The organism is Paraburkholderia terricola, assembly GCF_900142195.1.
Lineage (GTDB): Bacteria > Pseudomonadota > Gammaproteobacteria > Burkholderiales > Burkholderiaceae > Paraburkholderia > Paraburkholderia terricola.
In genome coordinates this window covers 35,993-61,937 of sequence record NZ_FRAB01000003.1, presented here as the reverse complement: position 1 = coordinate 61,937, position 25,945 = coordinate 35,993, and the positions used below count along the sequence as shown (strand labels likewise).

Annotated in this window: 21 protein-coding genes; 11 read left to right on the top strand and 10 right to left on the bottom strand. The window is 64.2% G+C overall.

Annotated elements, in window-relative coordinates; translation table 11 throughout:
- The first annotated feature begins 123 nt into the window (after window positions 1-123).
- From BUE39_RS03620 to BUE39_RS03610, 3 genes are all read left to right on the top strand, one after another.
- A complete protein-coding gene (locus tag BUE39_RS03620) occupies window positions 124-906 on the top strand; it encodes an ABC transporter substrate-binding protein (RefSeq protein WP_073427291.1) in 783 nt (260 codons plus the stop codon).
- A gap of 259 nt (window positions 907-1,165) precedes the next feature.
- Window positions 1,166-2,281, top strand: coding sequence for a succinylglutamate desuccinylase/aspartoacylase family protein (locus BUE39_RS03615; protein ID WP_073427466.1), 1,116 nt, complete (start codon window positions 1,166-1,168; stop codon window positions 2,279-2,281).
- Between the two features lie 306 nt (window positions 2,282-2,587).
- Window positions 2,588-3,751 carry a porin gene (locus BUE39_RS03610; RefSeq protein WP_073427290.1) on the top strand — a complete coding sequence of 388 codons (1,164 nt, stop codon included), beginning with the start codon at window positions 2,588-2,590 and terminating at the stop codon, window positions 3,749-3,751.
- A gap of 137 nt (window positions 3,752-3,888) precedes the next feature.
- Here the strand turns inward: BUE39_RS03610 and BUE39_RS03605 are convergent, their stop codons facing one another.
- On the bottom strand, window positions 3,889-4,749 hold the full coding sequence (locus tag BUE39_RS03605; protein WP_073427289.1) for an SIS domain-containing protein: 861 nt from the start codon (window positions 4,747-4,749) through the stop codon (window positions 3,889-3,891).
- A gap of 577 nt (window positions 4,750-5,326) precedes the next feature.
- Here BUE39_RS03605 and murQ point away from each other — a divergent pair.
- The 3 genes from murQ to BUE39_RS03590 all read left to right on the top strand — a co-directional run bounded on the left by murQ (window position 5,327) and on the right by BUE39_RS03590 (window position 9,086).
- The gene (gene murQ / locus BUE39_RS03600) at window positions 5,327-6,286 is read left to right on the top strand and encodes an N-acetylmuramic acid 6-phosphate etherase (protein WP_073427288.1); all 960 of its coding nucleotides are present in this window, start codon (window positions 5,327-5,329) and stop codon (window positions 6,284-6,286) included.
- A 2-nt stretch (window positions 6,287-6,288) separates the two neighbouring features.
- On the top strand, window positions 6,289-7,752 hold the full coding sequence (gene murP / locus BUE39_RS03595) for a PTS N-acetylmuramic acid transporter subunit IIBC (RefSeq protein ID WP_073427287.1): 1,464 nt from the start codon (window positions 6,289-6,291) through the stop codon (window positions 7,750-7,752).
- 158 nt (window positions 7,753-7,910) lie between these two features.
- Window positions 7,911-9,086, top strand: coding sequence for a porin (locus tag BUE39_RS03590; RefSeq protein WP_073427286.1), 1,176 nt, complete (start codon window positions 7,911-7,913; stop codon window positions 9,084-9,086).
- Between the two features lie 16 nt (window positions 9,087-9,102).
- Here the strand turns inward: BUE39_RS03590 and BUE39_RS03585 are convergent, their stop codons facing one another.
- The 5 genes from BUE39_RS03585 to BUE39_RS03565 all read right to left on the bottom strand — a co-directional run bounded on the left by BUE39_RS03585 (window position 9,103) and on the right by BUE39_RS03565 (window position 15,094).
- Window positions 9,103-9,327 (bottom strand): hypothetical protein, encoded by a 225-nt coding sequence (locus BUE39_RS03585; protein WP_073427285.1) that lies wholly within the window; start codon window positions 9,325-9,327, stop codon window positions 9,103-9,105.
- Window positions 9,328-9,387: 60 nt separating this feature from the next.
- Entirely contained in the window at window positions 9,388-10,680 is a 1,293-nt protein-coding gene (locus BUE39_RS03580) for an NAD(P)/FAD-dependent oxidoreductase (RefSeq protein ID WP_073427284.1), read from the bottom strand.
- A 98-nt stretch (window positions 10,681-10,778) separates the two neighbouring features.
- Window positions 10,779-12,329 carry a DHA2 family efflux MFS transporter permease subunit gene (locus BUE39_RS03575; RefSeq protein ID WP_073427283.1) on the bottom strand — a complete coding sequence of 517 codons (1,551 nt, stop codon included), beginning with the start codon at window positions 12,327-12,329 and terminating at the stop codon, window positions 10,779-10,781.
- A 13-nt stretch (window positions 12,330-12,342) separates the two neighbouring features.
- A complete protein-coding gene (locus BUE39_RS03570; RefSeq protein ID WP_090518689.1) occupies window positions 12,343-13,557 on the bottom strand; it encodes an HlyD family secretion protein in 1,215 nt (404 codons plus the stop codon).
- A 16-nt stretch (window positions 13,558-13,573) separates the two neighbouring features.
- Window positions 13,574-15,094, bottom strand: coding sequence for an efflux transporter outer membrane subunit (locus BUE39_RS03565; RefSeq protein WP_073427281.1), 1,521 nt, complete (start codon window positions 15,092-15,094; stop codon window positions 13,574-13,576).
- Window positions 15,095-15,331: 237 nt separating this feature from the next.
- Here BUE39_RS03565 and BUE39_RS03560 point away from each other — a divergent pair, with 237 nt between their 5' ends.
- From BUE39_RS03560 to BUE39_RS03550, 3 genes are all read left to right on the top strand, one after another.
- On the top strand, window positions 15,332-15,949 hold the full coding sequence (locus tag BUE39_RS03560) for a TetR/AcrR family transcriptional regulator (RefSeq protein ID WP_073427280.1): 618 nt from the start codon (window positions 15,332-15,334) through the stop codon (window positions 15,947-15,949).
- Between the two features lie 138 nt (window positions 15,950-16,087).
- Window positions 16,088-16,474: a DUF6232 family protein gene (locus BUE39_RS03555; protein WP_073427279.1), complete on the top strand. Its 387-nt coding sequence runs from the start codon at window positions 16,088-16,090 to the stop codon at window positions 16,472-16,474.
- Between the two features lie 298 nt (window positions 16,475-16,772).
- On the top strand, window positions 16,773-17,864 hold the full coding sequence (locus BUE39_RS03550; RefSeq protein ID WP_073427278.1) for a hypothetical protein: 1,092 nt from the start codon (window positions 16,773-16,775) through the stop codon (window positions 17,862-17,864).
- A 123-nt stretch (window positions 17,865-17,987) separates the two neighbouring features.
- Here the strand turns inward: BUE39_RS03550 and BUE39_RS03545 are convergent, their stop codons facing one another.
- Window positions 17,988-20,441: a glycogen/starch/alpha-glucan phosphorylase gene (locus tag BUE39_RS03545; RefSeq protein WP_073427277.1), complete on the bottom strand. Its 2,454-nt coding sequence runs from the start codon at window positions 20,439-20,441 to the stop codon at window positions 17,988-17,990.
- An 829-nt stretch (window positions 20,442-21,270) separates the two neighbouring features.
- Between BUE39_RS03545 and BUE39_RS03535 the strand changes: the two genes are divergently transcribed.
- Window positions 21,271-22,638, top strand: a complete 1,368-nt coding sequence (locus BUE39_RS03535) for an MFS transporter (RefSeq protein WP_083081273.1) — start codon at window positions 21,271-21,273, stop codon at window positions 22,636-22,638.
- A gap of 121 nt (window positions 22,639-22,759) precedes the next feature.
- Here BUE39_RS03535 and ltaE read toward each other — a convergent pair whose 3' ends face one another.
- The 3 genes from ltaE to BUE39_RS03520 all read right to left on the bottom strand — a co-directional run bounded on the left by ltaE (window position 22,760) and on the right by BUE39_RS03520 (window position 25,232).
- Window positions 22,760-23,767 (bottom strand): low-specificity L-threonine aldolase, encoded by a 1,008-nt coding sequence (gene ltaE / locus BUE39_RS03530; RefSeq protein WP_073427275.1) that lies wholly within the window; start codon window positions 23,765-23,767, stop codon window positions 22,760-22,762.
- Window positions 23,768-23,982: 215 nt separating this feature from the next.
- Window positions 23,983-24,762 carry a peptidoglycan DD-metalloendopeptidase family protein gene (locus BUE39_RS03525; RefSeq protein WP_073427274.1) on the bottom strand — a complete coding sequence of 260 codons (780 nt, stop codon included), beginning with the start codon at window positions 24,760-24,762 and terminating at the stop codon, window positions 23,983-23,985.
- Window positions 24,763-24,920: 158 nt separating this feature from the next.
- Window positions 24,921-25,232 carry a cupin domain-containing protein gene (locus BUE39_RS03520; protein ID WP_073427273.1) on the bottom strand — a complete coding sequence of 104 codons (312 nt, stop codon included), beginning with the start codon at window positions 25,230-25,232 and terminating at the stop codon, window positions 24,921-24,923.
- A gap of 239 nt (window positions 25,233-25,471) precedes the next feature.
- Between BUE39_RS03520 and BUE39_RS03515 the strand changes: the two genes are divergently transcribed.
- Window positions 25,472-25,792: a hypothetical protein gene (locus tag BUE39_RS03515; RefSeq protein ID WP_073427272.1), complete on the top strand. Its 321-nt coding sequence runs from the start codon at window positions 25,472-25,474 to the stop codon at window positions 25,790-25,792.
- Window positions 25,793-25,945 lie beyond the last annotated feature (153 nt).

Genomic DNA, 25,945 nt, shown 5'->3' with positions numbered 1-25,945 from the left:
GGCGCGCGCTGCTGGCCGCCCCGGCCGGCAGACTCAACCCAAGCCCGGTCGTAAGTCGCGCCGGGCGTCCCGCGGCGGCACAACCGCAGGCGGGCGTATTTGAACCACACGAGGAGTTAAACAGTGAAAAAACTGCTAGCGGCTTTGACGGTTGCTCTGCTGGCCACCGTCTCGATCGGCGCACACGCTAAAGATTGGACGACCATCCGTTTCGGCGTCGACGCCAGCTATCCCCCGTTCGAGTCCAAGGGCCCGGATGGCAAGCTCGTTGGCTTCGACATCGACCTCGGCAATGAAATCTGCGCGCGCCTGAAGGCCAAATGCGTGTGGGTCGAAAACGACTTCGACGGCATGATCCCCGCCCTGAAGGCGAAGAAGTTCGACGGCGTGCTGTCGTCGATGTCCATGACGCCGCAACGCGCCGAGCAGATCGCTTTCTCGTCGAAGCTGTTCAACACGCCGACGCGCCTCGTCGCGAAGAAGGGCTCGGGCATCCTGCCGACGGCCGAATCGCTGAAGGGCAAGACGGTTGGCGTCGAGCAAGGCACGATCCAGGAAACCTACGCGAAGACCTACTGGGAAGCGAAGGGCACGAAGGTCGTGCCGTACCAGAACCAGGACCAGGTCTACGCCGACTTGCTGTCGGGCCGTCTGGACGCGGCGTTGCAAGACGCGGTGCAGGCTGAAATCGGCTTCCTGAAGACGCCGCGCGGCGCGGGCTACGACTTCGTCGGCAAGAACCTCGACGATCCGAAGATCCTCGGCAACGGCGCCGGCATCGGCATGCGCAAGGAAGACACCGATCTGAAGGCGAAGGTCGACAAGGCGATCGCCGAGATCATCAAGGACGGCACGTACAAGAAGCTGGAGAAGAAGTACTTCGACTTCGACGTGTACGGCAGCTAAACAGGCAGCCATGCCCGCCGCGCGCATCTGAAGGCGCGCCGGCGGGCTCGCAGGCAACGGGCTCCGCCACACGCGGAGCCCGTTTTGTTTGCGGGCCGCGTAAGACCACGCGGCCCGCCATATCGGCTAAGATCGTGCGATCGAGACGCCGCGAAATACGCCCCGGCCGGCCTGCCATCAACCGGACCAACGGCACGCTTTCCTCCTGTAATCAACGACATAGCGCGGCATGCCCAACTTGCCCGCGGATTTGAAAACCATGCAAACCCAAACCCATCCGCTGATTGCCCCGACGCTCGGCACCGCCCGCAACCTGACGAGTTTTCACTACGGTCCCGGCGGCGGGCAGAAGATTTACATTCAGTCGTCGCTGCATGCCGACGAGTTGCCCGGCATGCTGGTGTCATGGGCGCTGCGCCGCAAGCTGGCCGCGCTGGAGGCCGCCGGCAAGCTGCGCGGCGAAGTCGTGATCGTGCCGGTGGCCAATCCGATCGGCCTGAATCAGCACTTTCTCGGCCACCTGACGGGCCGTTTCGAAACCAACACCGCGCAGAATTTCAACCGCAATTTCCACGACCTGGGGGCGCTGGTGCAGCCGGTTATCGAGGCGCGCCTGAGCGACGACATCGACGCCAATCGCAACGCGATCCGCACGGCGATGCGCGAGGCGCTCGACGCGGAGAAGCCGCAAACCGAACTGGAATCGCAACGTCTCGCGCTGCAAAAACTTTCCTACGACGCCGACGTCGTGCTCGATCTGCATTGCGACTGGGAAGCCGCGATGCACCTCTATACGAACCCCGACCTGTGGCCCGAAGTCGAGCCGCTGGCCTGCTATCTGCGAGCCAGGGCGTCGCTGCTCGCGCTCAATTCGGTGGGCAATCCGTTCGACGAGATCCACAGCTTCTGCTGGTCCGATCTGCGCGGCCGCTACGGCGAGCGCTTCCCGATTCCGAACGGCTCGATCTCGGTCACGATCGAGTTGCGCGGCCAGCGCGAGGTGTCCTACGAGTACGCCGAGCACGACGCGCAAGCCATCATCGAATATCTGACCGTGCGTGGCGTGGTCGACGGCACACCGGCGCCGTTGCCGCCGCTCGAATTCGCCGCGACCCCCCTTGCCGGCGCCGAACCGCTCGTCGCGCCGATCAGCGGCGTGCTGGTGTACCGCTGCGAAGTCGGCACGTGGGTGGACGCCGGCCACGAGATCGCCGATATCGTCGACCCGTTGACCGATCGCGCGGTCACGGTCAAGAGCAGCGTGGCCGGCGTGCTGTACGCGCGGCATCTGACGCGTTTCGCGACGGCGGGGCTCGAATTCGCGCGCATTGCCGGCGCGAAGGCGTTCAGAAGCGGCTCGCTGCTGAGCAATTGAACGGACAACAACTTAACGCTGGCAACGGCTTCGCAAGGCCGTAGCTTCACCTCCCAACATCGCCCGCTTTTCAGCGGGCGATCTGCTTTGACACGCCGATTGCCGATCCCGCCCGCACGACGCCTTGCGTGATGTCCGCTTGCAAAAGCCACGTAAAGCCACGCGCATGTCGCGCCGGCGCGACAGATTCCAAAAAATTTCGGCCTGTCACATACCTTACTCTGCGGTCCCTTAAATTTCGGGCCATCGCGCGACCTGACCAAAGAGCACGGCGCTGCGATTGCCTAATCTTTATTGGAGAAAGTCTTGAACAAGAAACTATTGACCGCCGCTACCCTCGCCGTTTTCGCAAGCGCCGCCCACGCGCAAAGCAGCGTCACGCTGTATGGCGTGATCGATGCCGGTATCAGCTACGTGAACAACTCGAAGACCGCTACCGGTCACGACAACCTCTTCAAGTACGACGACGGCGTGGCCCAAGGCAGCCGTTGGGGCCTGCGCGGCACCGAAGACCTCGGTGGCGGCCTGAAGGCGCTGTTCGTGTTGGAGAACGGTTTCAACAGCGGCAACGGCACGCTCGGCCAGGGCGGTGCGATGTTCGGCCGTCAGGCGTATGTCGGTCTGTCGAAGAACGACATCGGCTCGCTGACGTTCGGCCGCCAGTACTCGTTTTCGACGGACTATCTCGGCGGCAACTACTCGACCGGCGGCCAGACCGTCGCGGGTAACTACGCTTATCACATCAACGACGTGGATCAACTCACGTCGAGCCGCATCAACAACGCGGTCAAGTTCAGCAGCGCCAACTTCCACGGCTTGACGTTCGGCGCGATGTACGGCTTCTCGAACCAGGCCGGCGCATTCGCGGGCGCGCCGGCAAGCGGCACGACGGCTGCACCGGTTGCAGGTTCGTCGCGTGCGTACAGCTTCGGCCTGAACTACGCGAACGGCCCGTTCGGCATCGGCGCGGCGTACACGGACATCCGTTACCCGAGCCAGTCGACCCCGTCATTCTCGACGACCATCGCCAACGTCGCGACCGGCAACGTCCGCGATCTGCGCACGTTCGGTGTGGGCGGCCGCTATTCGATCGGCGCGGCGACGCTGTGGGCGTTGTACACGAACACGCGCTTCGAGACGATCAGCGGCGGCGCGACGACGTTCGCCGCCTATGAAGCGGGCGCGAAATACGCGTTCACGCCGGCCTTGACGGCAGGTGCGGGCTACACGTACATGCACCTGAGCAATGCGAACCGCGGCCACTGGAATCAGGCTGACCTGAGCATCGACTACGCGCTGAGCAAGCGCACGGACGTGTACGCACTGGGCATCTACCAGATCGCCGCCGGCCGCAACGGCACCCAGGATCTGCAAGCGCAGATCGGTTCGAGCACGAGCTACTTCAACACGTCGGGCACGGGTGCGGACAATCAACTGGCGTTCCGCGTCGGTCTGCGTCACAAGTTCTAAGCGGGTCTTGCAGGCGAGGAACGCAGGTTCCTCGCCGTCGCGAGGTTGTGAAAAACGCCCCTGCGGGGCGTTTTCGTTATTTGCGCGAGCGCGCAACGGCGGCCTGAGCACCCAACGATAAATCGCGTACTGAACGATTACATGAGCTCGTCGATGAGCGACTGCGTGTCTCGGATCAGATCGTTTCGCCATGACTGAGTTTGTATCAGCACCATGAAGATCAAATCAGTCAGCGCGTTTTGCGCCGTGCGTGAGGAAATGGCGGAACTGCGCCACTGATCCTCTTCCGCCAACGTGACGAGAGACAAGTCGGCCAGCGCACGAAGAGGATTCTCCACCGGATTGGTCAAGGCGATGACGCGGGCTTTGCGCTGCTGAGCGACGCGTGCGGCGTCGAGAATCTCTTTCCTGCGCCCCGAATAAGAAATCGCCACCTGAATGTCCTGCGGACCCAGCGTATTGGCGATGCTGAGCTGGGCATGGCTATCCGGGTCGATCAGGGCGATCACTCCGATTTTAAGGAGCTTGTGCGCAAAGTCGCTCCCCACTGTCATGGAGCCACCGAGCCCGGTAATGTGCACGAACCGCGCTTCACTCAGCGCCGTCACGATCTTTCCCAGGATCTCGTAATCGACACTACCGGTGGTCTCGACCAGTGCGCGAATCTTCTCCTGCATCAATTTTCGCGCGATCGTGGGCGCGTCGTCGTCGCTGTTGATCGCGTTGTGCAGCGGGAAGTTCGTTGCCAACGGAAGCCGGATGGCTTGCTGGCGACCCGACTCCTCGCTCAGCGCGAGGCGAAAAGCCGTCATGCCCTTGAACCCGATCTTCTGGACGAACTTCACGATGCTGGACTGGCTGACCGCTGCTAACTGAGCAAGCTCACTGGACGAAATTTTGGAAATGCGTTCCTGGTGAGCGAGGATGGTCTCGGCGATCTTCAGTTCGCTGGGTGAAAATTGACTGCGAGACTGGGCGATCTGGTTGATTATCTTCATCGGATCAGGTGCTGGTTGCGCGGGATGCCGCGTGTCGTATTTGTGCTTGCCCTAAGCGACGTTCGATTCGCGTGCTCTGCTGCTGGTGCCTTCAGCGGTAGGGCGATGTTAACACGGCAACCGAGGGGCGCCGGTCCCTGTGCATAGCTGGTAGCGGCACGAAAAACAGACAATTGCCGGCGCACGACGCGGCTCTTTTCCTTGCGCCATGAAGCCATGTTCGCGGTGATGCGGTGATGCCGTGACGCGCTGATTGCGAAGCGATGCGCCAGCGCCGAAACGAGATCGTGGCAAGCACTGTGATTGCGCTTCCTCACTGGCGACACCGATCCGCCTCGGCAACGATCTGAAAGACGCAGCTAACTTCAACGCGTTTAAACCTCCCCGCTCCCCACGACCTTGAACGGGTGCCCCGCATGCCTTGCGCGGGAATGCCGCGTCTGCTGCCGGGCGATTTCCATGCTCGCGCCTCGGCGCTCCTGGCATCCCTGACACTCGATCCACACTTTTAATGTTTACCTTGCCCGGCTCAAGGAATAAACTATTCCATATGAACGAATAATGGAATAACAGGACTATGGACACGCCGCGGATTCAACTACATGACTTGATCACAGAACAACGCAATCCAGCCAGCGAGCAGATCGATCGCGTGGATACGCTGGCCATGCTGGGCATCCTCAACCATGAGGACCAGAAGGTCGCACTCGCCGTTGAGGCAGTTCTACCGGCGGTCGCGGCGGCGGTCGATGTCATTACCGAAGCCTTGTCGCACGGCGGCCGCCTGATTTATGTCGGCGCCGGCACGTCGGGACGCCTGGGCATTCTGGATGCCAGCGAATGTCCGCCTACCTTCGGTGTCGCCCCGTCGGTCGTTCAGGGACTGATAGCCGGCGGCACGGCTGCCATGGTGGGCGCCGTCGAGAATGCCGAGGACGATGCCGAAGCGGGCCGGCGTGATCTCGAGCAGATCCGATTTTCTGAGCGAGACATTCTTGTCGGAATCGCTGCGAGCGGACGCACGCCGTATGTCATCGGCGCCATGAAGTGGGCGGCCTCACTGGGCGCCCGCACGATCGCCGTCACTTGCAATCCGACCGGCCCGATGGTCGCGCTGGCGGATATCGCCATCACCCCCGTGGTGGGTCCCGAGGCGGTCACCGGCTCATCCCGCCTTAAGGCCGGAACTGCTCAAAAGCTGGTTTTGAACATGCTGTCGACGGGCGCCATGATCCGATTAGGCAAGGTGTTCGGCAACCTCATGGTGGATGTCGAAGCGACCAATGCAAAGTTGGTCGAGCGACAAATCCAGATCGTCATCGCGGCCTGCGATTGTTCCCGCGAGCGTGCGCGCGAGGCCGTCAATGAGAGCGGCAGACAGTGCAAGACAGCCATCGTGATGATTCGCGCCGGAGTCGATCTCCATGCGGCGAAAGCGGCGCTGGCCCGGACGAAGGGGCACGTTCGAGCCGCCCTGCTGGCCCTCGATGCAAATCGACCACATTCCAAAAGCACAATCCACAGAGAGAAGACCTGACGATGCAAAGCATTAACGAAACAACAGCACAAGAAATATTAGATGCTATTGGTGGGCCGGCTAATGTGGTTCGTTGCAGCAATTGCATGACTCGCCTTCGCTTTGTTTTGGGCGGGCAAGACCGCGTTGACACGGCAGCATTAAAACGGATCGCCTGTGTCCAGGGCGTACTTGCCGCCGCGGATCAATTGCAGGTCGTCATCGGGGCGGGCAAGGTGCAGCGCGCCGCGGACCTGGTCAAGGAACTGCTGGCGAAGCACGAGTCAAGGGCGGCCCCCGAAGCGCCTGTCGACAATGCCGCGGATCAATTGGCCGCGGTCGCGCGCGATAACAAGAAGGCCATGAAAGCGCGCCACGGAACGCGGATTCATCAGTTCCTGAGCAAATTCGCGACTATTTTTACGCCGCTGATCCCCGGCTTTCTTGGTGCGGGGCTGTTGCTAGGGGGCGCGACACTCATCGAACAGGCGATGCTGGCGAATGTCCTCGATCGGAATCCCACGATCGTGCATCTGGTCGCATACATGAACGTGTTCGGCAAGGGACTGTTCGGCTTTCTGGGAATTCTGGTCGGCTATAACACCCAGCAGGCCTTTGGCGGTTCAGGGGTAAATGGCGCGATCCTCGCGTCCCTGTTTCTGCTCGATTACGGTTCGACCGGCAGCGGCAGTTTTCATGCGGGAATCCAGGACTTCTTCGGTCTTCAGATCGATCCGCGCGGAAGCATCATCGGCATTCTGATCGCGGGCATAGCGGGTGCATGGATCGAGCAGCAGATAAGGCGGCGAATGCCCGCCAACCTCGACATGATCCTTACCTCGCTGCTCACATTGCTCATTGCCGGGGCGTTGACGTACGTGGTCATCATGCCTGTCGGGGTCCTGCTATTCGACGGCATGTCGTGGTTATTCGGGCATCTGAACGACAATCCGATTGGTGCCGCGTTACTGTCGGGGCTGTTCCTGATTGCGGTGATGTTCGGCGTCCATCAAGGTTTTATCCCGGTGTATTTTGCCTTGATGCAAAGTCGCGGCTTCAATTCGTTGTTCCCGATTCTGGCGATGGCGGGCGCGGGTCAGGTGGGCGCCGCCATCGCGCTTTATGTGAGAGCGCCGCGAGAATCGGTTTTGCGCAAGCAAATCAAAGGAGCGATCGTGCCCGCATTACTCGGTGTCGGCGAGCCGCTCATTTACGGCGTCACGCTCCCTCGCGTCAAGCCCTTTATTTCCGCCTGCTTTGGCGGTGCGGTTGGCGGCTTTGTAATCGGGTTGTTTGCATGGTTTCATTTCCCGATCGGCCTCAATACGGTATTCGGCCCCTCGGGCCTCGTATCGCTGCCGTTGATCACATCCGATCACGGAGCCCTGCCGGCCATGGCTATTTACCTCGTCGGCATTTTCTCCGCTTACCTCGCCGGATTCGCGTTTACGTACGCGTGGGGATGTCGCGACGTCGACATGACGTGATCGATCGGCCTCCGCACATCGCCCTCCTTTCCTTCCATTGAACGCTTGAATTCATCACCTGGGTGCGGGTGTGATTTCAAGCGGGCTCCTGCTGGCCCGGGCATGCAAATGAATTGGGCCCGCGCTGCAAATACAAACAAATTAAATCTGGAGATAGTTTGGAAAAGATAGTGTTTCTGGTTGGCATCTCGAGTCTGTCGATCCCCGCAATGTCCCAAACCGCACCGAATAGTTCCATGACGTTTTATGGCGTGGCGGAAGCACAGTTTGGAAGCTTTCGGAACCTCGTTGCGGCGCCGGTATCGTCAGCCAATCCGTTCGGTGTGACGGCGTCTCCGACGGCGAGCATCGGTGCGATCCCCTACGGCATCAATGCGTCGAGGTTCGGCATCAAGGGCGTCGAGAATCTCGGCAACGGAATGTCCGCCACGTTTGTGCTCGAAACACAGAACTCGCTCGCGGACGGCTCCATGCCTGCGCGTCTTTTTCATCGGCAAGCCAATATCGGGCTCACGGGGGGCTTCGGTCAGATTCGTCTGGGTCGCATCTACTCCGCCTGGAATGACGTCGCATCCAACGCGGCGCCTGGTTACGGAGACACATACGATCCATTCGTGCGCGTATGGCGAATCGCGGGGCCGGTTCCGCTCGGTTCACCGGTTCCGAGCGCCAGCGGGCAAGTCACGGGGTTATCAGGGGCTGTTGGCGCCAACAACGTTGTTGGAGACCCAAACAATTGGTCGCATGTGCGGATGGATAACTCCATTCGCTACGATTCACCGAACATGGGTGGGGTCACTTTATCCGCTCAGGTCGGCATGAATGATCCGAGGAAAACAATTACCGCAAGCACCTTTGCCATCGTCTATGCGCGCGACCGGATCCGCGCCGGCCTCGGCTATTTTCGCCAGTCGACCGCGAGCAATTACGACCCCGCCACGCAACGCTATGATCCAAACCGGTTGAAGACGGGAAATCTGACAACGCTTACCGGTGCGTTCAACTACGACTTTGGCGCCTTCACATTGATGACAATGGCAGGGCAGTCCCGATACGACCTGTACTCCCTGGGCGAGCGGGTTTCGTCTACGGAGTGGTCGATTGGGGCGAGTGTTCCACTGGGTCAGTGGGTATTGAAACCGAGCGTGGCGGGCAGTAACAGCAAGCGTCTTCCGAAGAGCGACATCGGGGCGGGAATGGAGGCCATCTATAACCTGTCAAAACGCACGTCGCTCTACGCTGCCTATAGCTATAGCTACTACGGCGAACTGCTTCATGGACAGCCCGTGAAGTCCAGCTATATTTTCGCAACGGGTGTCCGTCACTTCTTCTGAGCGGCGCGTCGCCGCTTCAGCGTTGCGGGTCGGGCCATCTGTCCCACCATGCCTCGCGCATCGCGCGTTCGAGGTCGTCCACGTAGTCGGTCACCACTTTTTCGTATTCCGCGGTGTTCGCTTCGCAGTCGGACGGATTGCGTTTGCCCTGCGCCTTGCGAATAGCGGAAACGCTCGTGTGCAGCACCGTCATCTCGTCCCACATCGCGCGGGAACGGCGGGTGTCGTCGTCGTTCATCATGGCTGATCCATCTGGAAGCGCGGCATGCCGGGCCGCTGCGTTAAAACGGGCAATGCGTCATCAACTCAGCCTGATCTTCGGCTGAACCAGTGCGTTGATCTGCTCGGCGGTCCACATTAGCCCCGCTCTGCCGAAACCGTGAAGCGCCTGCTGATGACGTCGATAGAGCATGGCATGGCTCAATTGCGCGAACCGTCCGCGAATGAAGCCGCCGGGGAAGAAGCCGAACCGTCCGAGTGTGCCGAAGGCGCCGTAATCGCTTAGCGACACGAGCGAGCCGAAGTCCCGAAAAGCGAACTCCGGCATCGGCGCGCCCGTCAGCCATCCAGGCAGATGACGGGCCAGATGCTCCGCCTGCTGCGTGGCCACCTGGGCGGTGGGCGGCAACGGCCGCTCATGATTCTCCGGCGTCAAGCTCGCGCAATCGCCGAGTGCGAACACGTGGTCGTCGCGGATGGACTGAAGCGTTGCGCCGATCACGATCTGATTCGAGCGGTTGGTTTCCAGCCCGGCCAGTTCGCTCAGGAAGTCCGGCGCCTTGACGCCCGCCGCCCACACCATCAGATCGGCTTTCACCAGACGATCGTCGCCGTGACGGAATCCGTCCTCCTGCGCCGCCGTGACGCGCACCGAGGTGAGCACGCAAAAGCCGATGTGTTCGAGTTGCTGCTGGGTCGATGCGGAAATCGCCGGCGGAAACGAGGCGAGCACGCGCGGGCCGCTTTCGAGCAGCGTGAGACTCAACCGGCTGCGCAGCGTGGGATCGCCGTAGCCTTGCGCGATTTCGAGCACCCGGCTCAGCTCGGCGGCGAGTTCGACGCCGGTGGCGCCCGCGCCGACGATCGCGACGCGCAGTCTTTCGTCGCGCACCACCGCGCGCAGCATGCGCGCGCGCAACACGCCGTTGAAGGCTTCGGCCTGCTGCTGGCTGTCGATGAAATGACAGTGCTGCCTCACGCCCGGCACCCCGAAGTCGTTTGCCCGGCTGCCCAGCGATAGCACCAGCACGTCGTAGGGAACCGCTCGCGCCTCCAGCACCAGCTCGCCTTCGGGCGTCCTGACTTCGTTGAGCAGGACTTCCTTGCGTTGCCGGTCGAGTCCGCCCATCTCGCCCGGCTGCCAGGCGAAGCGGTGCGCGCTCGCATGCGCGAGGTAGCTCACCTGCTGTTGCTTCACATCGCGCGTGCCGGCCGCGATGGTGTGCAGCATCGGCTTCCAGATATGCGTGTGGCTGCTGTCGATCAGCGTCACGGACGCCTCGTGCGAATGCGCGAAATGGTTGCCGAGCCGCGTGGCGAGCAGAATGCCGGCGATCCCGCCGCCGACGATGACAATGCGTGTTGCGTTGGACATAACCGTTCCGTGTTGATTACGGCTCGCGAATTCCGCGCGAGGGCGAAAGACGCATGCCGCTTCGGTGCAGCTTCAGTGCGCAGCTTCGGTGTGCAGCTTCAATGCGCCTGCGACGTATCGGCGACCCGCGTCGGTTTCGGCGCGAGCCACACCGCCAGCGCGGCGAAAATGAAACATGCGCCTGCAATCGTGAAGAGCTGATTGGTCGCGAGCATCACGGCCTGCGACTGCACCACGTCGCTGATCTGCGCCTGCGCCTGACCCGCGCTCCAGCCCGAATTCGTCAGCATGGTCGAGAAGTGGCCGGCCTGATCGACGAGTCCCGACAACTCCGCCCGGTCATACTTCGTGCGGTCTTCCCACCCGGTATTGACCAGCGACGTCGCAATCGCGCCGCCGAAGGTCCGGCAGAAATTCATGAGCCCCGCCGCCGATGCCGTTTCGGGTTCCTCCACGCTGCTCAGCGCGAGCCCCGTGAGCGGCACAAAGAAGAACGGCAAGCCGACGCCTTGCAGCAGCAGCGGCAACGCCACTTGCCAGAACGTCATGTCGGTGTTCGCGTGCGTGCGCCACAGCGTGACCGCGCCGAGCCACATCACGCCTGCGAACACCAGCCAGCGTCCGTCGAACCGGGACGACAGGTTGGCCGCGAGCGGCGCCGAGAGCACGGCGAGGATGCCGGTCATCGCCGTGGCGCACCCCGCCCACGTCGCCGTGTAGCCCATGTAGCTCTGTAGCCACAGCGGCGTCAGCACGGTCGCGCCGAAAAACGCGCCGAACGCCAGCGTGATCGTGATTACGCTCGCACTAAAGCCGCGATGACGAAACACCCGCAGGTCGACCACGGGATGACGGTCCGTCAGCTCCCAGATCAGGAACGACGCAAAGCCGATCGCCGCGATGATTGCGAGCACGCGGATTTCCGTCGACGCGAACCAGTCGTGATCCTTGCCTTCATCGAGCAGGATTTGCAGCGCGCCGACCCATACGACGAGCAGCGCGAGACCCACGGCGTCGATTGGAACGCGCATCAGGCTCGTCTCGTAGCGCTTGAGCAAACGCCAGCCGAGATACCCGCAGATCAGCGCGACCGGAACGTTGATGTAGAAGATGTACGCCCAGTGCATGCGGTCGCAGATCACGCCGCCCAGGATCGGGCCCAGCACCGGCGCGATCAGCGTCGTCATGCTCCACAAGCCGATCGCCGCGGCCGCTTTCTCTTTCGGGAAAATGCGCAGCAGCAGCGTCTGCGACAGCGGCATCAGCGGCCCGCCGGCGAGTCCCTGAAACACGCGGAACAGCACCAGCATTTCGAGCGAAGTCGCCATGCCGCACAGCGCCGAACACAGGCCGAACATGATCAGCGACGTGATGAACACGCGCACCGTGCCGAAGCGGTTTGCCAGCCAGCCGGTCAGCGGCACGGTAATCGCCTCGGCCACCGCGTAGGACGTGATGACGTAGGTGCCCTGGCTGGACGACGCGCCGAGCGCGCCGGAAATGGTCGGCACCGACACGTTCGCGATCGTCGTGTCCAGCACCGCGACGAAGTTGGCGGCGGCCAGCAGCAACGCCGCGCCGATCAGCATGCCGCCGCTGAGCGGCGGCAACGGGATGTCCCGCGTTTGATGCGTTTGACTGGATGACATGGTCGGCGCGGCCTCAGCTTGCGGGCGTCGCGTTGTTGTCGCCGCCGTCGCGCGTATCCACGGTCGCTTCCATCGACAGGCCGACGCCCAGCGGATGCGCGCGCAGATCGGCCGGGTCGATCGCGACCCGCACCGGTAGCCGCTGGACCACCTTGATCCAGTTGCCGGTCGCGTTCTGCGCGGGAATCATCGCGAACGCGGAACCCGCGCCGCCGGCCAGTCCGGCGACCTTGCCGTGATAGACGACCTTGCCGCCGTACAGGTCGGACGTCAGTTCCACCGGCTGACCGATGCGCACCTTGTCGAGCTGAACTTCCTTGAAATTCGCGTCGACGTGCAGCGAATCCACCGGCACGACGGACAGCAGCGACGCGCCCGGCTCGACCCGCTGACCCACCTGCACCTGGCGGCGCGCGACGACGCCGTCGACCGGCGCACGCAACACCGTGCGTTGCAGATCGACGCGCGCCTGGTCCCGCTTTGCGCGCGCGAGCAGCACTTCGGGATTGGTGTCGACGGTGGTGTCGGCGAACAGCACCTTGTTGGCGTCCTGTGAACCGATGGCCGCCGCACGGCTCGCCTGCGCCTGCAAGGCGTTGGCGCGGGCCGCCATCAGCGCCGCCTGGGCGCTCGCGAACGAGGTCTGCGCGTTGCTGAGTTCCTCCCCGGACACCGAGCCGGAATGCGCGAGCGCTTCGCGGCGCTTCAGGTCGATCGCCGCGCGGTCGAAATCGGCCTTGGCCGACGCGATTTGCGCGTTCATGCGCGCTTCGTCGGCGGCGCGCGCCGCCACCTGGGCGGCGAGCCCGGCGTCGGTCGCGAGGTAGCCGCGCACCTTGCGCTCGGCGCGCCCCACTTCGGCTTCGGCCTGTTCGAGCGCGAGCTTCGCATCGGTGTCGTCGATCACGACGAGCACGTCGCCCTTGCGGACATGCTGCGTGTCGACCGCGGCGACGCGCTGCACGATGCCGCTCACCGACGGGGTGATCGACGCGATCTCGGCCGCGGTGTACGCGTTGTCGGTCGACACGTAACGCGAGCCGATGAAGTACCAGTAGCCGCCATACGCGAGACCGGCCAGCACGATGACGGCGCCCAGCAAGGCGAACAGCTTCTGGCGGCGAGCGACGGGCGCGGCGGCCGTTGTGGTCTTCTCGCCGGCATAGGTCGAATGGTCGGCGCTCGGCATGGACGGCGCGTCGGCCGCGGGGGAATGGCTTTGAGACATGTTCTGGTCCTTGGGATCAGCTTTGATTTTTCGGGTTCGCTTGGGGGTTCGCTTCGGGGTTCGTTGCGGCGGCGGACGGCGTGGTGGTTGGTGCATTGGCCGGTGCGTTGGCCTGCGCGTCAACCTGATAACCGCCGCCGAGCGCGCGCACGAGCGAAACGTCGAGCGTGAAGGTGCGCGAGCGCATGTCGGCGAGCTGGCGCTCCGCGCTCACCAGCGTGTCGGCGGCGCTCAGCACGTCGAGATAGCCGGACAGTCCGCCCTGATAGCGCTCGAGCGCCACGCGATGCGATTGCGCGGCCGCGTCGTACGACGCTTGCGTCGCCTGCAACCGGTCGGTGAGCGCGCGTTTGCTGACGGCGACATCGGCGACGTCGCGCAGCGCCTTGGTCAGCGTTTCGTCGTAGTTGGCGACGGCTTCCTCGTAATTCGCGCGCGCGCCGCGCAACTCGCCGCGCAAGCGGCCGCCGTTGAAGATGGGCAGCGTGACGGCCGGTCCGACATTGCCGACCGCCGAACCCGCGCGCGTCAGCATGTTCAGGCCGAGCGACTGGAAGCCGATCATCGCGGAGAGGTTCACGTTCGGATAGAAGCCGGCCTTGGCGACGTCGATCCGCTTGCTCGCGGCTTCCGCGCGCAAGCGGGCGATCACGACGTCGGGACGGCGGCCCAGCAGGCCGAGCGCGAGGTCGGCGGGCATGCCGGCCGGCTGCGCCAGATCCACCGCCGGACGGCCGATGGCGAGGCCACGGTCGGGACCGTCGCCCATCAGCGCGGCAATCCGGTTGCGGGTGAGCGCGATCGATTCGTCGAGTTCGAAAAGATCGGCGCGCGCGCTTTGCTGCTTCGATTCCGCCTGCTTGACGCCGGCCTGCGTCTCCAGTCCGTTGGCGAAGCGTTCGGCGAACAGTTGCGCGGACTGCGTGCGTACCTTGACCGCCGCTTCTGCGCTGTCGCGTTCGGCGAACTGGCGCGCGAGATCCGCATACGCATCGGCAATCGACGCCGCCAGCACCATGCGAGCCTGGGCAGCATCGGCGCGCGCCGCGTCGAGCTCCGACGTGGCGGCGGCAAGCGACGCGCGATTCTTGCCCCAGAAGTCGATCTCGTAGCTGAAGTTGAGTTCGGCGGAGCCGTATGGACGCCAGCCGCGCGGCACGAAGGCGGGCGGCACGCCGTTGTTGTAACTCTGCTTCTGCTTTTCGACCGACCCTTGCGCGCTGACTTCAGGCAACAGCGCGGCGCCCGCTTCCTGCGCCGACGCTTCGGCATTGTGCAGACGCGCCTGCGCGGTGGCCAGGGTCGGCTCGCCCTTCAACGCTTCGGCGATCAGCGCGTTCAACTGCGCATCGTTGTAGCGCAGCCACCATTGTTCCGTGGGCCATGTGGATGGCGCGTCCTCGCCCGCGCCCGTGCCGAAACTGCGCGCGCTCTCGTAGCGGCCCGCATCCTTTGGCGACGGCTTTGGCGGCATGTCGGGAAATTGCGCGCACGCGCTCGCCAGCACGCTGACGACAAGCGCCGCGACGAGCGTCATGGCCGGTTTCGCGGTTCGTGCCGAACGCGCCCTCTCTCCGATTACCGCAGCTTCTTTCACGATCTCAGTCTCGTCCTTAACAATACCGTGCAGTTTAGTTATGCGGATGTTGGCGTGTCAACTAAAATAAACTGACCAGTTCAGTTTTTAGGGGCGAAGTCCGGCAACGGCCTTTGGTAACATCACGCACGGACAGATTTCATGAACCTTCCGGCAAAGCACAGGAAAGCCTCGGGAATGAGAAAGAAAACGGAAGAAAAGCGGCAGGCGATCGTCGACGCCGCATTTGAGGTGTTCAGCGAAACAAGCTTCGAGCAGGCGTCGATGTCCGACATCGCGGCGCGGGCCGGCGCGTCCAAGGCGACGCTGTACGGCTATTTCCAGTCGAAGGAAGAGATGTTCTTCGAAGTGATGCACGAGTGCGCCGCGCACGAAATCAAAGGGGCGTTCGCGCTGCTCAAGACATCGGTGCCGATCCGCGAGGCGCTGACGAGCTTCGGCAAGCACTATCTGATCGCCATCCTCAAGCCGCAGTTGCTCGCGGTACGGCGCCTCGCCATTCATGAAGGCGGCCGCTCGCATGTGGGCGCGCTGTTTTACGAACGCGGACCGAAACTCGGCTGGCAAACGGTGGCGAACTTCCTGCAGCAGTCGTGCGAAGCGGGCCACTTGCGCAAATGCAATGTCACGGTCGCGACGGCGCATCTTCGCGCGCTATTCGAAGCCGAGCTGGCTGAGCTGTGTCTTCTCGGCGTGCCGACGGACACGTCGGCACGCAACATTACGCAAGTGGTGAACCGGGCGCTGGACGTTTTCATGGCTGCCTATGGCGGCAGCACCGAAAAAAGCCGCTAGGCCCCGATCCTCCGAAACCCGGCATCCTGATGGGCTCTTCCTGCCGTTCGGCCGGTAACGGCGGCGAGAAAGTCGCACGATTTCCGGCGTTCAAACTCTGGTACGCTGCGCCCTTCGCAACTGCTTGCATCGAACTCGATGGAAACTCCCTTCAATGATCGTGGCGTGTCGGTCACGCGCAACGCACTCTCGTCCGCCGGTCAGGTTTTTCCGCTGCGCGACATCGTGAGCGTGCAGGTCGTCACCGTGCAGAAGAACAAGGTCTTGCCGCGCGCGATCTCGCTCGTCGGTGTCGTCGGCGCGCTTGCCGGCGGGATTCTGAATTCGCCGGCGGGCATGGTCTGCGGCACGATGCTGATCGTGGTGGGCTGGCTCACGTGGCTGACCCAGGACGTCACGCATCGTCTGATGGTGCAAACCGCCAACGGCGAGCGCGAGGCGCTGTCGAGCACCGATCGCGAGTTCGTCGAGCGCGTCGGCGCGGCCGTGGACGAAGCGAAGGCGGAGGCAGCGCCTAACGCTTGAGTCGTCGTCCAGGGGATGCTTGACCTGGATCAATGTTTGCGCAGGCGCGTCGCCAGCCGCGCGGCTCACCCGCAAACGTCGACACATCTTTGCAATTGAGCTTGGGTGGCCGTGTAGAGTCGCCGCTCCTCTCATCGCGTGTTCCCGCCCCGCAGGCCCCGCAAGCGTCCCGGTTTCCCCGCTTGACACCGCGGCAATCCACTGAGATTGCCGCCCGTGCTGTCTCAGTGCCGTCTACCGGTCAGCTCACGATGCATCGCCTTCGCCAGGGACCCGCATTTTTACAAAGCGTGATCCTATGTCCCTGTCGTCTCCCGATGCCGCACGCCGGCACCCGCTTCATCGTTTCCGTCATCTGGGCGCCGCGGCGCTCGCCGTCACCGGCGCGCTCGTCGCGCTGAGCGGCTGCTCCACGACGTTCCCGGTTCCCACCCCGCCCGCCTCGACTGCCGCGCTGATCAACAACGGCAACGACGGCCTGCTGATTCCGCTGCAAGTGGAACGCGCCGATCAGGGTCACGCACGCCTCGGCCTGCCTGTCCAGATCGACGGCAAGCCGGTGTATCTGGCGCTCGATACCGGCACACAAGGCGTGCGCGTGTTGAAGTCGGTCCTGCCCGGCAGGAGCTATCCGAACGCCGGCCCGGCGAGTTCGCTGCCGCTCACGAACGGCGCGCAGATTTCCGGCGCGGCGGTCAAGGTGCCGTTCAGCATCGCGGGTACGAAGCCGGCGCAGATCGACGCGCAGGCGGTCGACCAGGTGAAGTGCCAGGAAAACGCGCGGCGCTGCGTGGGAATGGACGGCTACACCGCCGAATTCGGCTGGGCGTTCTCGGGCCTGTTCGGCGTCGGCGCGGCTCAAGCGGACGACAACTGCTGCACGCAACCGCTGCGCGCATTGCCCGGCAACATCGGTCAGCGGTACCTGGTGCATGCGAACTTCACCAAGCCGTATCTGGTGCTGAGTCCGTCGAACGCGCTCACGAAGGACTACACGATGGTGCCGATGACGGTCTCGAAAGACGGCACGGCGCAATGGCCGCGAGCCTGCGTGAACGTCGGCGACAGGATGACCTTTTGCGCGCCGCTGGTGTTCGCCACCGCCAGCACGCAGATGATCCGCGTCGAAATGGACAAGGCGCCGAACTGGACCGGTGACGACGAAGTGGGCAAGGTGCTCAATCAGGGCAACTACAACGTGGCGCTCGGCACGGGCAAATGGCTGCATCGCTATCAGGACGCGCAAGTCGAGATCGTCAAGGCAAAGCCGGGCGCCAACCGTATCGTGATCGGCCTGATGGGCATGCAGAACATCGACGTGCTGTTCGATTTCCCGCGCGGGCAGTTGGGCCTGTATGCCGCGAGCGAGACCGAGACGCTCGTGCAGTGACATTCGGTAAACGCTCGGCGATATTCAGCGGGCGATAAAGAACAAAGGCCGTGCGAAAAATCGCACGGCCTTTGTTTTTCATGCGAGCGCGCGGAACATAATCCGCGCAACCCTGCCTTCAAATCACGCCATGTCGAGCGGACTCACCCGCCAGATATCGCGCGCATATTCGCCGATCGTGCGGTCCGACGAAAACTGCCCCATGCCCGCGACGTTCTCGATCGCGCTTTCAGTCCACGCGCGTTTGTCGACGAAGCGCGCATCCACTTCGCGCTGAGCCTTGGCGAACGCGGCGAAGTCGGCGAGCACCATGTAGTGATCGCCCCAGTCGACCAGCGTGTGAAAGATGTCCGAAAAGCGCAGCGGATCGTCAGGTGAGAAAAAACCCGTGCGGATCTGGTCGAGCGCCATGCGCAGCTCGGGATTTTCCTCGTAGAGTTGCCGCGGCCGGTAGCCGGTGGCGCGCAGGCTGTCCACTTCGTCGGCGGTGTGGCCGAAGATGAAGATGTTCTCGCGCCCCACGGCGTCGCAGATTTCGATGTTCGCGCCGTCCATCGTGCCGATCGTCAATGCGCCGTTGAGCGCCAGCTTCATGTTGCCGGTGCCCGACGCTTCCGTGCCGGCCATCGAAATCTGCTCCGACAGATCGGCCGCCGGAATGATCAGCTCCGCCACGCTCACGCCGTAGTTCGGCACGAACACCACCTTCAGGCGGTCGCCCACCAGCGGGTCGTGATTGATCGTCTGCCCCACGTCGCCGATCAGCTTGATGATCGTCTTCGCCATCCGGTACGCGGACGCCGCCTTGCCCGCGAACATCACCACGCGCGGCACCCAGTCGCGCTCCGGGTTCGCGCGAATCTGGTTGTAACGCACGATCACGTGCAGCACGTTCAGCAGTTGCCGCTTGTATTCGTGAATGCGCTTGACCTGCAGATCGAACAGCGCGTCGGGATCGAAATGCAGCTTCGTGTGATGCGCGAGCCGCTGCACGAGCCGCAGCTTGTTCTGCCGCTTCGCCTCGCGGAAAGCCTCGACGAACGCGCTGTCGCCGCGCAGCTCGCGCAGTTGTTCGAGGTCGAACAGATTGCTGCGCCAATGCCGGCCGATCTGCTGATCGATCAGCGACGACAGCGACGGACTCGCTTGCGCGAGCCAGCGGCGCGGCGTGATGCCGTTGGTCACGTTGGTGAAGCGGTCCGGATAGATGCGCGCGAAGTCGGCGAAGATGTCGCGCGTCATCAGTTGCGAATGCAGCTTGGAGACGCCGTTCACCTTGTGGCTCGCGACGATCGCCAGATAGGCCATTCGCACGCGCCGCTGCCCATATTCGTCGACGAGCGAAATGCGGCGGATCATCTCGGCGTCATGCCCCGACTGCTCGCTCACATGCTTGAGAAAGCCGGCGTTGATCTCGAAGATGATCTCCAGATGCCGCGGCAACAGACGCGCGAGCATCTCGACGTCCCATGTTTCGAGCGCCTCGGGCATCAGCGTGTGGTTCGTGTACGAGAAGATCTTCGTGACGTGATGCCACGCCTTGTCCCACGGCAGGTGATGAACGTCCACGAGCAAACGCATCAGTTCGGGAATCGCGAGCACCGGGTGCGTATCGTTCAGATGCACCGCGACCTTTTCGGAGAAGCGCCCGAAGGTGCTGTGCGTGCGCTGATAGCGGCGAATCAGATCCTGCATGGTCGCCGAGACGAAAAAATATTCCTGGCGCAGCCGCAGTTCGCGGCCCGCGGGCGTCGAGTCGTCGGGATAGAGCAGGCGCGAGACGTTCTCCGACATGTTCTTCGTGTCGACCGCATTGCGGTAGTCGCCGCGATTGAACGCGCCGAGGTCGAGTTCGTCGGTCGCGCGCGCCGACCACAGGCGCAGCGTGTTGGTCGCGTCCGTCGCATAACCGGGGATGACGGTGTCGTAGGCGGTCGCGTTCACGTGCTCGGTGTCGATCCATTCCACGTGTTCGCCACGCTGCACGGTGCGCCCGCCGAAGTGCACCATGTACTTGATCTCGGGCCGCGGAAACTCCCACGGATTGCCCGCGCGCAGCCAGTAGTCCGGCGCCTCGACCTGCTCGCCGTTGACGATTTCCTGACGGAACATGCCGTACTCGTAACGGATGCCGTAGCCGAAGCCCGGAATGCCGAGCGTCGCCATCGAATCGAGGAAGCAGGCCGCGAGCCGGCCCAGGCCGCCGTTGCCGAGCGCGGCGTCCGGCTCGATATCGGTGAGCGCTTCCATGTCCACGCCGAGACTCGCGAGCGCTTCCTTCATCTGATCGTGGATGCCGAGCGCGAGCAGCGCGTTCGTGAAGGTCCGGCCGATCAGGAATTCCATCGACAGGTAGTAGACGCGTTTCACGTCCTGTTCGTATTGCAGGCGCGTGGTTTTCATCCAGCGCGCGACCAGCCGGTCGCGCACGGCGAGCGCGGCGGCATGCAGCCAGTCATGCGGATGGGCGGTGACGGCGTCCTTGCCGACGCCATACATCATGCGATTGGAAATTGAGCGCCGTAGCGCGTCGACGGTACTGTTGAGCTGGTCGAATTCCAGATCGACGGCTGTCATCGAAGCCTCCGGTAAAAAGACGCGGCATGCGCGGACCGCACAGATGACGGGCGGGAGGCGCGTGCCGGTCAGGCGGGTTAAAAAAGAGAGTAGGACATTTTACGGCTCGCGGACACCGGCAAGCGCGAGCGCGTGTTCACGCACATGCCATGCCCGCCGTCATCCGCCGGCGCGCGGGTTTTGCGCACGCAGGCGGTGCAAGCGGCACGGGCGCAGCACTGCGCACGTGCATCGGCCCGCAAAGCAGGCAAACGATTGCGGGCGGTCAAGGGCGCATGGGGCGCATGGGGCGCATGGGGCGCATGGGGCGCATGGGGCGCATAGGGCGCATAGGGCGCATAGGGCGCATAGGGCGCAACGCAGTTCGATTATTTTCCGCATGGGTGACGCGGGGATGAATGAGCCGATCGCCGCAAGCCGTGCTCGAATCGGGCTGTCATCGTTGAGTGACAGGTTGTGCCAAAGCGGCTTGCGATGGCGCGGCGCGCGCGCCGATTCGCGGACGCGAGGCAGGCCTGGCCGTTAGTTGCAACAGCGCAAGGCGCAACCGCGCGCCGCCCACTTCCTCCACTCCCCATCTCCCCATCTCCCCATCTCCCCATCTCCCCATCTCCCAGCACGATTTCCACGACTCTGTAACAATCGCTACATTCGCCGCGCGGCTCGCCTCGAACGCTGCACCTGGGTCATGCGCGCGCCTCTCCACGTAACCCTGCCACCTGCGCGCCGCATCCTCGACCATGCCGCGCATCGGCATGCCTACCCGCCGAGCCACGCCTTGTCAGAGAACAGCGCCACCGCCGTCCCAATCCGTCCGGCAGACGGCCCCATGTCCGCCGCCAACCGCCGCGCGATGGCCGCGATCATGCTCGCGGTCGCGCTCGCCACGCTCGACACCGCGATCGCCAACACCGCCTTGCCCGCCATCGCGGCGGACTTGCACGCCGCGCCCGCGGCGTCGGTGTGGATCATCAACGCGTATCAGCTCGCGATGGTCGCGACGCTGTTGCCGCTCGCGGCGCTCGGCGACATCGTCGGGCATCGGCGGATTTATATCGGCGGCATCGCGCTGTTCACGCTGGCGTCGCTCGTCTGCTCGCTCGCCTCGACGCTGCCGATGCTCACCGCCGCGCGCGTGCTGCAAGGGCTCGGCGCGAGCGCGATCATGAGCGTCAACACCGCGCTGATCCGCTATCTTTATCCGCCGCATCGGCTCGGGCGCGGCCTCGGCACCAACGCGCTGATCGTCGGCGTGTCGTTCGCGGTCGGGCCGACGGTGGCATCGCTGATTCTTTCTGTGGCCGCATGGCCGTGGCTGTTCGCGGTCAACGTGCCGCTCGGCCTACTGGCGTTGGGCTTCGCGTGGCCCGCGTTGCCGCACACGGAACGCGGCACGCACAACTTCGACCCGGTCGCGGCGCTGCTCAACGTCATCACCTTTGCCGCGCTGATCTTCGCGCTCGGCGAGGCGGCCCAGCGCGCGCCGGCGCAAGTCGTGCTGAGCGCGGCGGCGGTCGCCGTGATATTCGGGCTGTTGCTGATCCGGCGTGAAACGGGTCATCCGGCGCCGATGCTGCCCGTCGATCTGTTCAAGCGGCCGGTGTTCGCGTTGTCCGCGCTGACCGCCGTGTGCTCGTTCGCCGCGCAAGGGCTCGCGTTCGTCTCGCTGCCCTTTTACTTCGAGGACGTGCTGCATCGCAGCCAGGTCGAAACCGGTTTCCTGATGACGCCGTGGCCGGTGGTGGTGGCGTTGGCCGCGCCGCTGGCGGGCGGTCTGTCCGACCGCTATCCGCCTGGACTGCTCGGCGCGATCGGCCTCGCGGTGATGTCGGCGGGAATGGCGTCGCTCGCGCTCTTGCCGGTGCATCCGCACGTGCTCGACATCGGCATCCGCATGGCGATCTGCGGCGCGGGCTTCGGCTTCTTTCAATCGCCGAACCTGAAGGCGTTGATGGCGAGCGCGCCGCCCGAGCGCAGCGGCGGCGCCAGCGGAATCGTCGCGACCGCGCGGCTGCTCGGGCAAACCACCGGCGCGGCGCTCGTCGCGTTGAGCTTCGGTATCGCCGGACGGCATGGTCCGACGCTCGCGCTCGCGGCCGGCGCCTTCTTCGCGGGCGCGGCAAGTCTCGCGAGCGGACTGCGGCTACTGGCGCCGTCGCATCGCGCGGGGGCGCATGTGCAGGCGTCGGCGAAATAGAAAAAGCGGGCGCACTGCTGTGACAGTGCGCCCGCTTTTGAATGCTCATGCCCTCGTTCGGTAACGGTTTCTGCCGGCGGACTTTTCAGGTCCCGGCCTCGAGAAGCATGCGTCTCTTCGCTCACCGCGCCGCGAAATACCCCTTCACCGCGGCGACAAACGTATCGATATCGGCACGCGACACATCCTTGTGCGTGACGAATCGCGACGCGTACAGCATCTGCGTGAGAATGCCGCGCTCCTTCAGCCACGCTTCGAGCGGCGCGCAATGCTGCTGCGGAAACTGCGCGAACACCATGTTGGTCGCGACCGACTGCACCTTGACCGGCTCGATCGCTTCGAGCCCGGCCGCCAGGTGCGCGGCGTTCGCGTGGTCGTCGGCGAGACGCTCGACGTTGTGATCCAGCGCGTACAGGCACGCCGCCGCCAGCACGCCGGCCTGGCGCATGCCGCCGCCCAGCACCTTGCGCCAGCGGTGCGCCACGTCGATCAGCGCGTGGCTGCCGACCAGCACCGAGCCCACCGGCGCGCCGAGTCCCTTCGAGAAACAGATCGAGACCGAATCGAACGGCTCGCACAGCGCCGCGACCGGCTTGCCCGACGCGACCGCCGCGTTGTAGACGCGCGCGCCGTCGAGGTGGACCGACAGGCCGCGTTGACGCGCGAGTTGCACCGCCTCGGCGACATACCCCTCGGGCAGCACCTTGCCGCCGATGGTGTTCTCCAGCGCCAGCAGGCGCGTGCGCGCGAAGTGGTTGTCGATCGGCTTGATCGCGGCGGCGATCTTGTCGAGCGGAATCGAACCGTCGGCGGCGTTTTCGAGCGGCTGCGGCTGGATGCTGCCGAGGACCGCCGCGCCGCCGCCCTCGTACTTATAGGTGTGCGCCAGTTGCCCGACGATGTATTCGTCGCCGCGCGCGCAGTGCGCCATCAACGCCGCCAGATTGCTTTGCGTGCCGCTCGGGAAGAACAGCCCCGCCTCCTTGCCGGCGCGCTCCGCGACGCTTGCCTGCAGGCGCAGCACGGTGGGGTCGTCGCCCCAGACGTCGTCGCCCACTTCGGCAGCGGACATGGCCGCGAGCATGGCCGGGGTCGGACGGGTTACGGTATCGCTGCGCAAATCGATCATGGTGAATTCCTGTGCGTCTATCTAGGGATGACAGCCGATCGCAGCCGGCGCGCCGGCTGCGAAGCCACACAGTGTATTCAAATTATTTAAGCGACGCAGCGCCTGGACTCACGCTGAAGGGGCGACGCATGGCGCAAGGTTCTCGCGTGCCGCACGCTCATGCCGCCCTCGCCCTGGCCCAGCCGGGCTCGGGCGAGCAGAACCTTGCACTTCGCTTACCCGCCCGACCTCGGCAGCCACGCCAGCGGATCGACCGGTTGGCCGTTCTGGCGGACCTCGAACTGGATCGACGCCACGCCGCGGCCGTCCACCCCGACTTCGCCGATGGTTTGCCCTTGCGCGACCGCGTCGCCTTCCTTGACGAGCAGCGTGCTGTTCTGCCCGTAGGCGGTGATCAGGGAGTCGTCGTGCTTGATGATGATGAGCGGACCGTACGCTTCGATGCCCGTGCCCGCATAGACCACGCGGCCGGTGGCGGCCGCCTTGACCGGATCGCCGGGACGGCCGCCGATCACGATGCCGTTCGACCTGCCGGGCGCGAACGTTTTCAGCACCGGTCCACGCAGCGGCCACAGCAGCACGCCTTGTTGCGGCGCGCCGGAAGCCGTGGGGCCGGCCGGCGCGGCCGGCGCGGCCGGCGCATTCGGACCGGCGACGCCGACAGGCGGCGTCACGACACTGCCGGACGCCATCGGCGGAGACACGCGCAGCACCTGGCCCGGATTGACGATGGCGTTCGCGGCGAGCCCGTTCCACGCGGCGATATCCTGCGGCTTATGGCCATACGCCGAGGCGATGCCCGCCAGCGTATCGCCCGGATTGACGCGATAGAAACCGGCCGGCACCGGGACCGTGTTGAGGGTGGTCGGGCGGGCGGGCGCATTGCCATAGAACGGCGTGCTGTCCCACGGCATGCTCGTACAGCCCGTGAACATCGCGCCGAGCGCGACCACGGTCAGCATTCGGGTCCCCGTCAATCGCCAGTGTCCTGTCATGTGATGTCCTCGACATGTTGATTCAATCGGATTCAATCAGCCCAGCATTTGCCGTGCCGCCCGGCGCGCAGGCGTGGGCGCGGGCGTGAGCGGCAACCAGCCATTATGCCGCCGGCTACGCTTGCAACCGCGGCGACACGGCGTCGCCGCATGGGCGCTCACACGCTGCCTTCCGCCTCCACCACCAGAATGCGCGCCGCGCCGAGCGGATGCGCCACGTGCTCCGTACCCACCGACGCGTAGAACACATCGCCGGTTTCCAGCACGGTCGACTGCTCGACGCCGCCTTCCCGGTAGCGCATCTCCACGCGACCGTCGAGCACGGCGAACACTTCCTCGCCGTCGTTGACGTGCCACTTGTACGGCTGATCGGTCCAGTGCAGGCGCGTCGTGATGCCGCCCATGTTGGCGATATCGAGCGCGCCCCAGGCGCGCGTCGCGGTGAAGCTCTTGCTGCGAATGATCTTCATGGCAATGGATGCTCGAAAAAATGCAACGCCGTGGTTCATCATGCGGCGGGCATGACGGGCGGTCCGCCCCGCCGCGATCCGGCGTTTCTGCTGGCCCCATTATAAGGTCCACGGATTGGCGCGCCCGGCCAGGCGGGCTTCATTCCTGTGAGCATTGAATCATCCGGACCCTCGCCTATACTCAGTCAAATATGCAAGACGCCTGCCGGCGCACCACGAATCTCGCGAGGAATTTGAGGATGAACAACGCCACCTTTCTGGCCGTGCAGCTCAACGTCGACGATGTGACGTCATCGCCCGGTTTGGTCGAGTTGCTGAACACGCACCTGGTTTTTGCCGCGGACGTGGCCGAGGCCGCCGACGCGCTGGTGCAGTTGGCGAGCATTGCGAGGTTGTCGAGCGGCGTGCAGGCGAGCGTCGAGATTCCCGCCGTCGCGATCGAGCGGCTGCGCGAGGCGCTCGACAATCTGAGCGGCTACGACGAGTCCTGGCTGCTTGCCCTGGAGCCGAGCGACGCGCTGTTCGAGGACATCGCCCGCCGGCAACGTACGCTGCATTAGGCCCGCGCTCGCGGCTCGCATCCGCGCTGCCCGCGCACGGCCGGCGTCCCGCCGACAACGTCGCCGGTCCGCCAGATTTCGCTCACCGCTCGCACCGCGGAGCAGCCGGCAGTTTCACCGTCGACGCCATTCGCGGGTTGTAGCGAGTCAACC